This window comes from Pseudomonas sp. TWR1-1-3 (assembly GCF_049896805.1).
GTDB classification, from domain to species: domain Bacteria; phylum Pseudomonadota; class Gammaproteobacteria; order Pseudomonadales; family Pseudomonadaceae; genus Aquipseudomonas; species Aquipseudomonas bubulae.
The window spans coordinates 310,456-323,744 of the sequence record NZ_JAFCUZ010000001.1 but is presented as its reverse complement, the minus strand read 5'-3'; the positions used below and the strand labels follow the sequence as shown (position 1 = coordinate 323,744).

General features: G+C 58.5%; 12 protein-coding genes. 5 read left to right on the top strand and 7 right to left on the bottom strand.

What is annotated here, in order from left to right; genetic code table 11:
• Positions 1-180: 180 nt before the first annotated feature.
• Positions 181-681, bottom strand: coding sequence for a thiol peroxidase (tpx, locus tag ACP7BE_RS01490; RefSeq protein ID WP_095002391.1), 501 nt, complete (start codon positions 679-681; stop codon positions 181-183).
• 255 nt (positions 682-936) lie between these two features.
• On the opposite strand from tpx, the gene ACP7BE_RS01485 reads away from it, so the two are divergent.
• A complete protein-coding gene (locus ACP7BE_RS01485) occupies positions 937-1,728 on the top strand; it encodes a hypothetical protein (protein WP_095026960.1) in 792 nt (263 codons plus the stop codon).
• A gap of 9 nt (positions 1,729-1,737) precedes the next feature.
• A complete protein-coding gene (locus ACP7BE_RS01480) occupies positions 1,738-3,156 on the top strand; it encodes a DUF1254 domain-containing protein (protein WP_426104397.1) in 1,419 nt (472 codons plus the stop codon).
• A gap of 171 nt (positions 3,157-3,327) precedes the next feature.
• Here ACP7BE_RS01480 and ACP7BE_RS01475 read toward each other — a convergent pair whose 3' ends face one another.
• Positions 3,328-3,996 (bottom strand): DUF3313 domain-containing protein, encoded by a 669-nt coding sequence (locus tag ACP7BE_RS01475; protein WP_095018852.1) that lies wholly within the window; start codon positions 3,994-3,996, stop codon positions 3,328-3,330.
• Positions 3,997-4,333: 337 nt separating this feature from the next.
• Between ACP7BE_RS01475 and ccoN the strand changes: the two genes are divergently transcribed.
• The 3 genes from ccoN (at position 4,334) to tal (ending at position 7,128) form a co-directional block, all read left to right on the top strand.
• Positions 4,334-5,761 carry a cytochrome-c oxidase, cbb3-type subunit I gene (ccoN, locus tag ACP7BE_RS01470; RefSeq protein ID WP_095021219.1) on the top strand — a complete coding sequence of 476 codons (1,428 nt, stop codon included), beginning with the start codon at positions 4,334-4,336 and terminating at the stop codon, positions 5,759-5,761.
• A 57-nt stretch (positions 5,762-5,818) separates the two neighbouring features.
• Complete coding sequence (locus tag ACP7BE_RS01465; protein ID WP_095018850.1) at positions 5,819-6,049, top strand: hypothetical protein; 231 nt, start codon at positions 5,819-5,821, stop codon at positions 6,047-6,049.
• A gap of 155 nt (positions 6,050-6,204) precedes the next feature.
• Positions 6,205-7,128 (top strand): transaldolase, encoded by a 924-nt coding sequence (gene tal, locus ACP7BE_RS01460; RefSeq protein WP_426104394.1) that lies wholly within the window; start codon positions 6,205-6,207, stop codon positions 7,126-7,128.
• Between the two features lie 64 nt (positions 7,129-7,192).
• Here tal and rfaD read toward each other — a convergent pair whose 3' ends face one another.
• The 5 genes from rfaD to ACP7BE_RS01435 form a co-directional block, all read right to left on the bottom strand.
• Positions 7,193-8,182, bottom strand: coding sequence for an ADP-glyceromanno-heptose 6-epimerase (gene rfaD, locus ACP7BE_RS01455; RefSeq protein ID WP_095002384.1), 990 nt, complete (start codon positions 8,180-8,182; stop codon positions 7,193-7,195).
• A 70-nt stretch (positions 8,183-8,252) separates the two neighbouring features.
• Positions 8,253-9,029: a class I SAM-dependent methyltransferase gene (locus ACP7BE_RS01450; protein ID WP_095031874.1), complete on the bottom strand. Its 777-nt coding sequence runs from the start codon at positions 9,027-9,029 to the stop codon at positions 8,253-8,255.
• 67 nt (positions 9,030-9,096) lie between these two features.
• A complete protein-coding gene (locus ACP7BE_RS01445; protein ID WP_426104391.1) occupies positions 9,097-11,541 on the bottom strand; it encodes a TonB-dependent siderophore receptor in 2,445 nt (814 codons plus the stop codon).
• A gap of 135 nt (positions 11,542-11,676) precedes the next feature.
• Positions 11,677-12,660, bottom strand: coding sequence for a FecR domain-containing protein (locus ACP7BE_RS01440; protein ID WP_426104389.1), 984 nt, complete (start codon positions 12,658-12,660; stop codon positions 11,677-11,679).
• Complete coding sequence (locus ACP7BE_RS01435) at positions 12,657-13,181, bottom strand: sigma-70 family RNA polymerase sigma factor (protein ID WP_095002380.1); 525 nt, start codon at positions 13,179-13,181, stop codon at positions 12,657-12,659. Before ACP7BE_RS01435 ends, ACP7BE_RS01440 begins: the two co-directional genes overlap by 4 nt.
• Between the last annotated feature and the right edge of the window lie 108 nt (positions 13,182-13,289).

Sequence of the window (13,289 nt, the reverse complement as noted above, 5' to 3'; positions counted from 1 at the left end):
TTGAGATGAAGATCGACGAAATCTGTGGAATCTGTGTGGGAGCGAGCCTGCTCGCGAAGGCAGTCGACGGTGGTGCTTGAAGATTTCGCGAGCAGGCTCGCTCCCACCGATCAACAGGCCGTACAAAAAAAACGGCCTGGCACTTTAGGTGCCAGGCCGCTTCAGGTCTTGCAGTACGACTTACTTCAAAACAGCCAGGGCTGCTTCGTAGTTTGGCTCTTCAGCGATTTCTTTAACCAGCTCGCTGTGCAGCACGTTGTCGTTTTCGTCCAGCACCACCACCGCACGGGCAGTCAGGCCGGCCAACGGGCCATCAGCGATTGCCACGCCGTAGTTCTCGATAAACTCGCGGCCGCGCAGGGTCGACAGGTTTTGCACGTTTTCCAGGCCTTCAGCGCCGCAAAAGCGAGCCTGGGCGAATGGCAGGTCAGCCGAGATGTTCAGCACAACGGTGTTCGGCAAAGCGTTGGCTTCGGCGTTGAATTTGCGTACCGAAGTAGCGCAGGTTGGCGTATCAACGCTTGGGAAGATGTTCAGCACTTTGCGCTTGCCGGCAAAGCTCGCCAGTGTTGCATCGGACAAATCACCCGCAACCAGCGAAAACGCTGGTGCCTTGGAACCTACTGCAGGCAATTCGCCGTTGACTTGAACAGGGTTGCCTTTAAGCGTCACTTGAGCCATGAACGATGTCCTTTTTGACAGGTTGTTGAAGAGGCCGAAGTTAAACATGAATCAGCCGGGCTGACCTATGGATCGAACAAAAAATCTTATGCTCTGCGGCACTAAAAGACGATTCCTACAAGGCGCCATGCACCGCAGTTATTAGCTGTATTTTTGTGCCCGGGTGCGCAAAAAAGACGGAAATAGCCCCGACATAAGCGCCAGTTCCCTGCCAACTGCTAGCGTACATGGCTAGCGCCCAAGGAACAGGATCGCATGCCCATCACTCGCCTTGCCTCAAGTCTGTTGCTCACCCTGGCCCTGTACCCGGCTGCCGATGCATTGGCAGATAACGCCGAGACCGCCAACAAGAGCAACAACCCGCTGAATCTGGCCCCGGGGGTCAATCTGCAGGACTACTACACGCCGCAGGTGTACGACAGCAATATCCACACCAATGACGCCCTGCTGCGCGGCGCCCTGCCCGTGGCACCCAACGACGTTATCGGTGTACCGCAACTGTTGCGCGTGACGCTTCCGGTCAGCACCCGTCCAGACCCGCACGGTGGCTACAGCAGCGGGATCGGCGACCTCAACCTGTTCGATATTTTCCTGCTCAAAACCGAAGGCGTGCAATTGGGCATTGGCCCGCAGATAACCGCACCCACTGCCGAGCATGACGAACTGGGCACCGGCAAGTGGCAAGCCGGCCTGGCGGCCATTGCCATCGATGCTTCGCCACGGGGCCTGCTGGGCGCACTGGTGCAGTATCAAAGCTCGTTTGCCGGGGACAGCGACCGCCAGCATGTCGAGAGCGCCACGTTCCAGCCCTTTATCATCCACAACCTGCCCAAGGGGTGGTATTTGCGCTCCACCGGCACCTGGACCTGGGACCTGAAAAACAACACCCACTACATCCCCGTCGGGCTGGGCGTGGGCAAGGCCTGGAAAGCCGGAAGCAACATCCTCAATGCCTTCGTTGAGCCGCAATGGACCGTGGAACGCAAGGGCGACGACCTGCCCCAGTTCACCCTGTTTGCCGGGATCAACGTCACCTTCGGAAAATAGGAACCTGCCATGCACATAAAGCAACCCGCCTGTCTACTCGCTGCCTGCCTCTCCTTGGGAGCGGGCAATGCTGACGCCATCAATTTCAGTGCCTCACCCACCGAGGCTGCCAGCATCGCCAGGGAGGCCTACCTGTACGGCTTCCCCGTGGTGGAAATGTACAAGACCCTCTACACCCAGGCCGTGGACACGCAGGGCAAAAACTTCAAGGCGCCGTTCAATGAAATCGGCAATACCGCCATGGTATTTACCCCCAGGGATACCGCATTCGTGACGCCCAACTCGGACACGCCCTACTCATTCCTGTGGATGGACCTGCGTGCAGAGCCGCTGGTTCTGACCCTGCCTGCCATCGAGGACGGCCGCTACTACTCGACGCAACTGATCGACCTGTACACACAAAACTTCGCGTACCTGGGCACCCGCACCACAGGCAATAAAGGCGGCAATTACATGATCGCCGGGCCTGGCTGGACAGGGGAAAAACCGGCCGGTATCGACGCCGTGATTCCCAGCGAGAGTGCCATTGCCTACGGCCTGTACCGCACCCAGTTGTTCGATGACAAAGACCTGGCCAAGGTCAAGCACATCCAGAGCGGTTACAAGGTCCGGCCCCTGAGCCAGTTCCTGGGCAAACCCACGCCAGCTGCGGCGCCCGCCGTGGACTGGCCCGCACCTGTTGCCGATATGAGCGACAGCCCCGAGCTGTTCAGGTACCTGAGTTTCATGCTCGCGTTTGCCCAGCCCCAGCCCAGCGAAGCGGCATTGCGCGAGCGTTTCAGGAAAATCGGGATTGAACCGGGCCAGCCCTTCAACCTCAATGAACTGACCCTTGAGCAGCGCACTTCACTGGAGGATGGAATTGCGGCAGGCAAAGCCGAGTTCGCACAATTCAAGCATGACAAGGTAGACACCCATAAAATCACCAGCGGCGACCTGTTCGGCTCCCGCGAACACCTGAACAACAATTACCTGTACCGCTATGCGGGCGCCAATATGGGAATTTTCGGCAACTCGGCCGCGGAGGCCAATTACATCGGTTACTTCGTCGACAATCAGCAGCACCCTGTCGACGCCTCCAGGGATCGCTACACCCTGCATTTCAACAAGGATGCACTGCCGCCCGCCAATGCGTTCTGGTCGCTGACGATGTATGACGGCAAAACCAAACTGCTGGTCGAAAACCCGATCAATCGCTACCTGATCAACTCGCGCATGCTGTCAGATCTCAAACGCAACGCTGATGGCAGCTTGACTCTGTATGTGCAGAACCAGCCGCCCGCCGGGGAGTGGCTAAACAACTGGCTGCCAGCACCTGACGGACCGTTTTATGGTGTATTGCGCATTTACATGCCCAAGCCCGAGGTCGCCAGCGGAGAATGGAAAATGCCCTTGCTAACGCCGGTGGTTAGCCAAACAGCTCCGTAGCAGCTGCCGAAGGCTGCGTGCGCGTAGTGCGGCCTTCGTAATGCCAGGGTGCACGGTATGGTCGTAGAACCTTGGATTCAGGTTCTACGACGGCTACACCGCCGAACGCAGCCTCACTCCGCTCGTCAGCTGCTACGCAATATCCGGGTCTGGCGGCTACACCGGGTACGTTTACTTGTTGAGTTTCAAATACGACTGATGCAAGTCCGAAGCCCAGGTATCGATCACGTTTTTCACATCATCGGCCTTCATCGCCTGGCTGGCATTGGCCAGGGGCTTGCCTGTGCCCTTGCGCACTACCTGGGCCACTACATCCTGGCTTTTCCCGTCGATAAACACCGCCTCGGTGGCCAGTTGGGTTTCCTGGTCGCGGATCCCCGACGCTGTGCTCACCGCAGCCGCCACCAGCGCTACCGGAATGTACTCATACGGTGCCAGGCTTTCGGTTTCACTGCTCACCGCAGTGATGGCTGCACGCACCACAATCACGCCCGGCCCAGGGGCACTTGCCAGTGGCAATGATTTGCTCAGCTCGCGCTTGAGCGCCTGGTCGTAATACTGGGTAATACCATTGAGGGTGCTTTGCGGGATCTTTTCTGTCGGTTTTGGCGCCGGATATAACTGGGTCGGCTCGATATACACGCTGGTGTACTGTCCTGGCTTCAGTTTAGGGTCAATCCAGCGCATCACCTCAGCACCAGAGGGCGACTTGGCCTCTTTGAGGCGGCTGTAATCCTTCAAGAATCCGGAATATTCGTCAGGTTGCTGGACTTTGCTCGCACAACCGACCATCCCGATTGATGCAATGCACAACGTACCGATCATTAGACCAAGCTTCATTCTGTAGCTCCTGTAGGGGGCGCAGCCGTAGAAACGCGCCCTATAGGTATAGCCAAGCATTGAACAATCGCCGCAGAACCCGAATTGATCCGACGGCGATTGTGATCGAATGCTCAATACACATCGGCATACTTTTTACAGCTCAGTTCTATTTGGCTTTCAAGAAATACTCTAAAACCAGATCAGATGGGTAAATATTCGCCTGATCCAGCGCAAAATTGTGATCTGCATTAATTCTCGTTTTCTGAATCTGTTTTGTTTTTGCCCTTATTCCTAAAGTTCCCCCTGCGCCAGACCACGAGGCCTGGCAGGACTTTGAACCGTGGAAGACTTGAGCATGAGCACAGCACTGAACGGGCAGGCCTATAACTACAAGGTCGTCCGCCAATTCGCCATCATGACCGTGGTATGGGGCGTTGTCGGCATGGCCATGGGCGTGTGGATCGCCTCACAACTGGCCTGGCCGCAGATGAACCTCGACCTGCCCTGGACCACCTTCGGCCGCCTGCGCCCGCTGCATACCAGCCTGGTGATTTTCGGCTTTGCCGGCAGCGCGCAATTTGCCGCCAGCTACTACGCCGTACAGCGTACCTGCGGGGTGCGGTTGTATTCGGACAAACTCGCAGCCTTCACTTTTTGGGGCTGGCAGTCGGTGATCGTGATCATGCTGGTCACCCTGCCCCTGGGCTACACCACAACCAAGGAATACGCCGAAATCGAATTCACCGGCGCAGTCTGGCTGACGGTGGTATGGGTGGCCTACGCCATCGTGTTTTTCACCACGGTGGTACGCCGCAAAAGCAAGCACATCTATGTCGGCAACTGGTTTTTTGGCGCCTTTATCCTGGTGATCGCCATGCTCCATGTGGTCAACCACCTGGCCATTCCGGTGGACTGGTTTAAATCATATCCGGTGTACTCCGGCGCTACCGATGCCATGGTGCAGTGGTGGTACGGGCATAACGCCGTAGGTTTCTTCCTGACCACCGGTTTTCTGGGGATGATGTACTACTTCGTGCCCAAACAAGTCGGCAAGCCGATCTACTCCTATCGCCTGTCGATTGTGCATTTCTGGGCACTGATCACTCTCTATATCTGGGCCGGTCCGCACCACTTGCACTACACCGCCTTGCCCGACTGGGCGCAGTCTCTGGGCATGGCCATGTCGATCATCCTGCTGGCACCCAGTTGGGGCGGCATGATCAACGGCATGATGACCCTCTCGGGCGCCTGGCATAAATTGCGCACCGACCCGATCCTGCGTTTTCTGGTGCTGTCCCTGGCGTTCTACGGCATGTCGACCTTTGAAGGCCCGATGATGGCGATCAAGACCGTCAACGCCCTCTCCCACTACACCGACTGGACCATCGGTCATGTCCACGCCGGTGCCCTGGGCTGGGTGGCAATGATCACCTTTGGTGCGCTGTACCACATGATCCCGAAAATCTTCGGCCGCGAGCAAATGTACAGCACCAGCCTGATCAACCTGCACTTCTGGCTGGCCACCATCGGCACGGTGCTCTACATCGCCTCGATGTGGGTCAATGGCATCACCCAGGGTCTGATGTGGCGAGCTATCAACGATGACGGCACGCTGACTTATTCGTTTGTGGAATCGTTGCAGGCCAGCCACCCGGGCTTTGTAGTTCGCCTGGTGGGCGGATTGTTTTTCCTCTGCGGCATGTTGCTCATGGCCTGGAACGTCTGGCGCACGGTGCGTGCAGGCAACCTCAAGCAGGCCGAACTGACCGCACACATCGCCTGACCACGCTGCACCGCAGGCCCCAGGGCCTGCGGTACCCTACAGCAAGGAACCTTGCCCATGCTCGACATCGCCCTCAACAGCGCCGCGGTTATCAGCCTTTACTTTGCCGTAGGCTGGTGCCTGAAACACAAGACCGAAAACGACCTCGACGACGCCAGCCTGATTCCCTTTGCCGATGACCCGGAAGTAGCACGCCGGGTCGAGCTGGCCACCGGCAAAACCGTCAACGCCGTGCAGACCGCCGAACCAGAGCTGCGCAAGCCGGGATGGGGCACGCTCGACCTGTGAAAGCAGGGTAATGGCACTGCGACAGATTAAATCTGCACCATTAGTTGCACTGCGGGCGTATTCAACGGCATTCTGCCACTTACCGTTCAACGAACTAATGATCGAAGACGCACTCAATCTGTACTGCCATTAATACCTTTCCGACAGAGACGCTCATGACTTCCAAGCTGGAACAACTCAAGCAGTTCACCACCGTGGTCGCAGACACCGGCGACCTCGACGCGATTACCCGCCTCAAACCCGTGGATGCAACCACCAACCCGTCGCTGCTGCTCAAGGCCGCCGCGATGCCCGGCTATGCAGAACTGCTGCAAAACGCCATCAGCCACGCCAAAGGTGATGTAGGTCAGGCCTGCGACCACTTCGCGGTGTCTGTGGGTAGCGGTATCTTGAATGTGATTCCGGGGCGCATTTCCACTGAAGTCGACGCCCGCCTGTCGTTCGACGAGCCTGCCCTGCTGCAAAAAGCCCACCAGTTGATCGAGCTTTACGACAAGGCCGGTGTAGGTCGCGACCGCGTGCTGATCAAGCTGGCCTCGACGTGGGAAGGCATCCGCGCTGCCGAGAAACTGGAAAAGGACGGCATTCAAACCAACCTGACCCTGCTGTTCTCGTTTGCCCAGGCCGCTGCCTGTGCCGATGCCGGGGTGTTCCTGATCTCGCCGTTCGTGGGTCGGATTTACGACTGGTACAAGAAGTCCACCGGCATTGACTACACCGGCTCCGATGATCCGGGCGTGCAGTCCGTGACCCGCATCTACAACTACTACAAGGCCAACGGCTTCAACACCGTGGTGATGGGCGCGAGCTTTCGCAATCTTAACCAGATCGAACAGCTGGCCGGCTGCGACCGCCTGACCATCAGCCCCGACCTGCTGGAAAAACTGGCATTGGACGACGGCAAACTGGAACGCAAACTGGCTCCGGGCAATAAAGGCGAACCCCGCCTGAGCCTGAACGAAGCACAATTCCGCTGGGCCTCCAACGAAGATGCCATGGCCACCGAAAAACTGGCCGAAGGCATCCGCCAATTCGCCCGTGACCAGGAAAAGCTGGAAGCACTGCTGTCAGGTAAATAACTTCATCTTGTGGGAGCAAGCCTGCTAGCGAAATGCCCTTCGCGAGCAGGCTCGCTCCCACGACCTAAGATGCAAGAAGCCCTGCACAATAGCTCTGCACGCCCTCCTCCAGCCCCAGCATTGGCTCGCGATACCCCGCTTCGCGCAACTGCCCGAGATCTGCGCAGGTGTACACCTGATACTTGTGCTTGAGCCCGTCAGGGAACTCGCAATACCGCAACACTCCGTCCAGCAAGGCCGTCTCAAGGGTCAGGGGCGGCCTGTCCTCGGCAGCGCGTACACTGTTGATGGTCGCCAGTGCCAGGTCATTGAATGACCGCGCGCACCCAGTGCCCAGGTTGAAAACACCACTGGTTTGCGGATGGTCCAGCCAATGCAGATTGACCTTGACCACATCCTCCACAGAGACAAAATCGCGCTCATGCCCGCCCGCCGGGTAGCCGCCGTACTCGCCAAACAACTCGACATGGCCATGATCGCGATACTGGTTAAAACAGTGCCAGACCATCGAAGCCATGCGCCCTTTATGCTGTTCGCGGGGGCCGTACACATTGAAGTAGCGCAAGCCCACAATCTGGCTGCGCGTCCTGGGCAGCAACTGGCGTACCCGCTGATCGAAGAGGAATTTGGAGTAGGCATAGACATTCAGAGGCTGCTCGTACTCGCGGGCTTCACGAAACTCCCGTTTCGCGCCGTAGACCGCCGCCGAAGAGGCATACAGCAAAGGTACCGACTGTTCCTGACAGGCTTGCAGCAGGTCGCAGCTGTAACGGTAGTTGTTGTCCATCATCAACCGGCCATCACTTTCTACCGTACTGGAGCAGGCGCCCTGATGCAGCACGGCACGCACTTCGCCCAGTTGATGGGTCGTAAAGCGCTGTACGAATTCACGCTTGTCGAAGTAATCAGCGATATCGCAGTCTGCTAGATTGCGGCACTTGTCGCCGTCAGTCAGATCGTCGACGGCGATGATGTCGCGCTCGCCGCGTCGGTTCAGGGCCTTCACCAGATTGCTGCCGATAAACCCGGCAGCTCCGGTCACGATGATGCTCATCTATGGCTACCTCCTGGAACATGAGTTGAGCTCAGGCTATGCCTGTGCGACGCGTCAGCATTGATGCAGGTCAAGCGTCCTTGCGGGTGACAAATGCCGACGTGACATACGGCACGCTGACGGTGCCACCGTGATTCAACGCGTTATGCGAGGCGACAAAAGCCGCCAGTTGCTGTTCCAGGCGATCACGCTCGGCCGGTATCAGAGCCGAGATAAAGCTGGTCGAACGCACCCGATTGAAGATTACGTCTTCTACCGGTCCGTCGTGGGAATGGCTCAGTTTCTGCTCGCGCAAAGGGCCAAAACCCGGATGAGGAAATGCCTGACGCCACGCGCCGGTATAGAAGCGCGGGGCATCACCTTCCCACTGATTGACCAGCGCATCCAGTTGCGCCACCCACGGCACACTGGCATCGCGCAGGTTCCAGATCAGCCCCAGTTGCCCGCCAGGCTTGAGCACGCGATGAATCTCGGTCAGTGCTGCAGAGGTGGCGAACCAGTGAAAAGCCTGCGCGCACACCACCACATCGACACTGGCATCGGCCAGAGGAATGGCCTGGGCAGTGCCTTGATGGGTTTCGACTTGCGGATAGCTGCCGGAGAGCTTGTCGAGCATGGCCTGCACCGGCTCGACCACAATCACCCGCGCGCCCGTCTGTAACAGGCGCGTGGTGAACTTGCCGGTACCGGCTCCAACTTCAAGCACGGTTTGCCCGGGCCCCAGGCCAAGGGTTTCGGACAACCATGCGGTCACACCCGCCGGGTAATCCGGGCGCCCGCGCACATAGGTGTCGGCGCCCTGCTTGTAACCATCTGCTGCTGCCTTATGGATGGTGGTATCGCTCATTGCCGGCCTCCGATTTCGTGGTTTTTAACCATAGTCGACCCAGGGCACACGCGAGATGAAAACCTCGTCAGAAACGGTACTTCATGCCCAGCATCAGGTTGCGCGGGTCACCGTAGTAATAAGTCGAGTACAAACCATAACCGCTGAGGTATTCACGATCGAAAACGTTGTTTAAATTGGCCGACGCACTGAGGTTCTTGGTGATGTCATAGCGGGCCATCAAGCCGACCACGGCAAAGCTACCTTCCTTGGCTTCGGTCTTGATTGTTGAATCCAGCTCGCTGTAGGTCGAGCCCTGCCAGGTCAGGTTGCCGCCCACGTTAAGCTCTTTGAGGTCGCCGGTCAGTTGATAGCTGGTGGCCAGTTTGAACAATTGCTCAGGGTGGTTGCTGTTGATCCGCTTGCCGTCCTTGTCCCGTGGCTGGGCGTAGGTGTAGCCCGCCAGCAATTGCCAGCCGGTCATGATTTCGCCGGATATTTCAGCCTCGAAGCCCTTGGTCTTGGTACCGCTGATTGCCTTGTAGGCATCCTGGCCATCATCCCGCACACCATCGTATTCGGCGTAGTTGTCCTGTTTGATCATGAACAGGGCAAAACTGGTGTTCAGCGCCCCGCCGAAATACTCGGACTTCAGACCCGCTTCATAGCTTTGGCCAGTCATCGGCGGCAGAACCTTGTCGTCACGGTCGAAGTAGCTTTGCGGCGTGAAGATATCCGTGTAGCTGGCATAGACCGAGTGGTTTTCGTTCAGGTCGTAGACGATCCCGGCATAAGGAATCATCTTCCCGGTTTTTTTGCTGTTATCCGTGGTTGGCACAGTTTGCGCCGCGTTATAGGTCATTGTGCCTTTGCGATCGTAGTCCACTACCCTGGTTCCCAGGATGATCGACAGGTCGTCCACAGGTTTGAGGCGCAATGCTGCGTAGGCTGCCGACTCTTTGGTTTTGTACTTTTGCTTCAACCCCTGGCTCAGATCAGCAGGACGCGGCGCGTCATTGTTCCAGTTTTCGTAGTTGACGGTCAGGTCATCGGCATTCATTGCCAGGTAGTCCGTGCGCCGGTCACTGACGTTCATCCCCACCACCAGATCATGGGTACGCCCCAACAGCTCAAACGGCCCGGTCGCATAGGCGTCCAGTGTATCGGTATTGATTTCGAAGGTTTTGCTCCCGCTCATGAACTGCGCCTGGCCGGTGGCCTTGTCCGGAAAAGGCCCCCAGCCCACCAGGTTGCCCTGCAACTGCTCGGTGTTGCCCTTCCAGTGGCTGGCCTCGACCTTGAGCAGCCAGTCGTTGGCAAAACGCTGTTCAACACCGGCGAAATACTTGGTGCTTTCACTGTCGGCATACGCCCACTTGGCGGCGGGATTCATCGAGCGCTTGAAATGGGTGCGGCTGCCATCGCTGTAATACAGCGGCAATTGGCCAAAGCTCGAGCCGTTGGAATTGATCCGCTGATAGTCGATACCGGCATACAGAGTGGTGTCGTCGGTCAAATCCGCTTCGCCGATGCCATAGAACACGTCCTTGGTCGAGGAATAGCGATCGATAAAGGAACGGCCATCTTCGTGGGCGGCGACGACACGTCCGCGCAGTGCGCCGTTTTCCGTCAGCGGCCCGGACAAATCCAGCTCGCTGCGATAGCGGTCCCATGAGCCGCCGCTGCCTGATACATAGCCCTGAAACTCCTTGGTGGGACGCTTGCGCACCAGGTTCACGGCCCCCGACGGGCTACCCACACCGCTCATCAAGCCGGTGGCACCGCGCACCACCTCTACGCGATCGTAAATGGCCATGTCACGCATGCCCAGGCCATTGGTATTGGTGGTGAAATCCGAGGTCGGCACACCGTCGTACTGAAAGTTATCGAGGGTGAAACCGCGAGAGTAAAAGTTGTAGCGCTCGCTGTCGTCATGCACCACGGTGATGCCGGGGGTTTGCGCCAATACCTGAGCGATACTGCCCAAACCTTGGTCAGTCATTTGCTGACGGGTAATGACCGTCACCGATTGCGGCGTTTCACGCAGCGAAAGCGGCAACTTGGTCGCCGTACTGGTTTCACCCGTGGTGTAGGAGTGACTGCCCTCAGTGGTGGTGCCCAACGCCAAACCCGTGACGCTGGTGGCTTGCAATTGCAACTGGCCGTCCACATTGGCGGAAGTCAGTGGGTATAGGGTCCAGACTCCGCTGGCGCCTTCGGTGGCCGTCAAACCGCTGCCCTTGAGCAGTTGCTGCAAGCCCTGGGGCACATCAAAGCGGCCCTTGAGGGCTGACGCCTGCTTGTCTTGCACCAGCGCCGGGTCATAAGGCAGGGAGATATTGGCCTGCTGGGCGAAGCGGTTCAGTGAATCTTCAAGCGTGCTAGCGGGCACGTCGAAACTGCGCTGAACACTCAAGGGCGCAGCACTGACCAGCGATAGCGGCTGCGCCACGGTGCCCAGTAAAACGATATGCAAGGCCATGGCCAGGCGGTTGCGGGGAGGCAATGAAGGGTTGCGAAAAACACGGGACATTGGCGCGGGGCTCCTGCAATGGATAAGTCTTATGCCTATCTGTCGAAGGCCAGCCGAAAACCCGCAAAGAAATTTGCGCTGTGGGAGCGAGCCTGCTCGCGAATGGCTTTCGCGAGCAGGCTCGCTCCCACACTACTAAGCCGCCACAATGCGTGTCCAGAACCGTGTCCGGCGCTCAATACGCACCGCCAGCGACTGGCTCAAACCCTCCAGCGCATGGTCAATGCGCTGGAGTTGAAACACCCCGGAAACCCGCAATTCAGCCACCGCCGGATCACACTGCAACCAGCCGTGGCGATAGCGCGCCAGTTCTTGCACGAGATCCTGCAAGCGCATCTGCCTGGCCACCAGCACACCGCTGACCCAGCCATTGGCACTAAACACGGGCGCAGGCTGCAACTGCGCAGAACGTGGATCGATCAGGTACTCGCTGCCCGCCTGTACCAGCACTGGCCGGGTATCGGGCAAGTGAATCGCCACTACGCCCTCCTCGACCATCAAGCGAGTACGCCCTGACTCCTGACGTACATCGAATGCGGTGCCAATAGCCTGCAGGCGCGCTTCACGGGTATGCACCCAGAATGGCCTGCGCCCGCTCGCAGATCCCGGATCCTGACCCGTACGGATAAATATCTCGCCTTCGCGCAACACAATCAGGCGCTGTTGCGCAGTGAACAGCACATCAGCAGCACTGTCGGTATTGAGCTGCAAACGCGTGCCATCGAGCAGATTGAACGAATGCCGCTCTCCCACGCCGGTCGCATAGTCGGCACCCACGCTCCGCCAGGGCTGCTGTTGCAGTACCAGGCCGCCCGCGCCTGCGCCGAGGATGCCCAGGCCGAGCACTTTGAGGGCCTGACGCCGTGAGCGCAGGCGGCCACTGCCGGCCAGGGAGTCCAAAGCCACACGACCCGGCAGCACCGAGGCCTGGCGCAAGGTCGCTTCGGTCATTTGCAGGGCTTGCCACGCGGCTTCATGGCTGGCATCGGCTGCACGCCATTGCTCGCACGCCGCAAATACCTGAGGCGGCGCCGCACCGGATTGGGTTTTGACCAGCCAGTCAATCGCCTGGTCAAGGACATGGGGGGCGAATCCTGGCGGCGACGAACCAGCGCTCACAGGGCGTTACGCATCAGAAAACAATGGCGAATGGCCGTGGCCATGTATTTTTCCACTGAACTCACGCTCACCCCCAGGCGCTCGGCAATAGCCTGATAGCCAAGCCCTTCAAGGCGTGACAGCAAAAAGGCAGTGCGTACATTGGCTTTTAGGCCCTCGAGCAACGCATCGATGCGGGTCAGGGTTTCCAGCAGGATCAAACGTTCTTCGGCGGCAGGCATGTGCTGCTCGGGCAAGTGAGCCAGCGCTTGCAAATAGGCCTGCTCGACTTTCTGGCGGCGGAAGCGGTCAATCAACAGGCCCTTGGCAATGGTGCTCAGCCAGGCCCGTGGCTCGCGCAAATGCGCAACCTGTTCCGGCTTGCCCAGCACATAGAGAAAGGTGTCCTGCGCCATGTCGGCAGCATTGTCGGTATCTCGCAGGCGCCTGCGCAGCCAGTTCAGCAGCCAGCCATGGTGATCGCTGTAGAGGCTTTGCACATCTGCGTGCAGCAACGGCGGGTTCGGCGGGGATGGCGACACGGAAACCCTCGGGACGTGCCGTGGGCACACTGCGAATAGGAATGGGTCGCAATCATATTCGCAGTACCGGCCAGACTCAAGCCCTGGACGGCTCGCGCGGGTCAATCA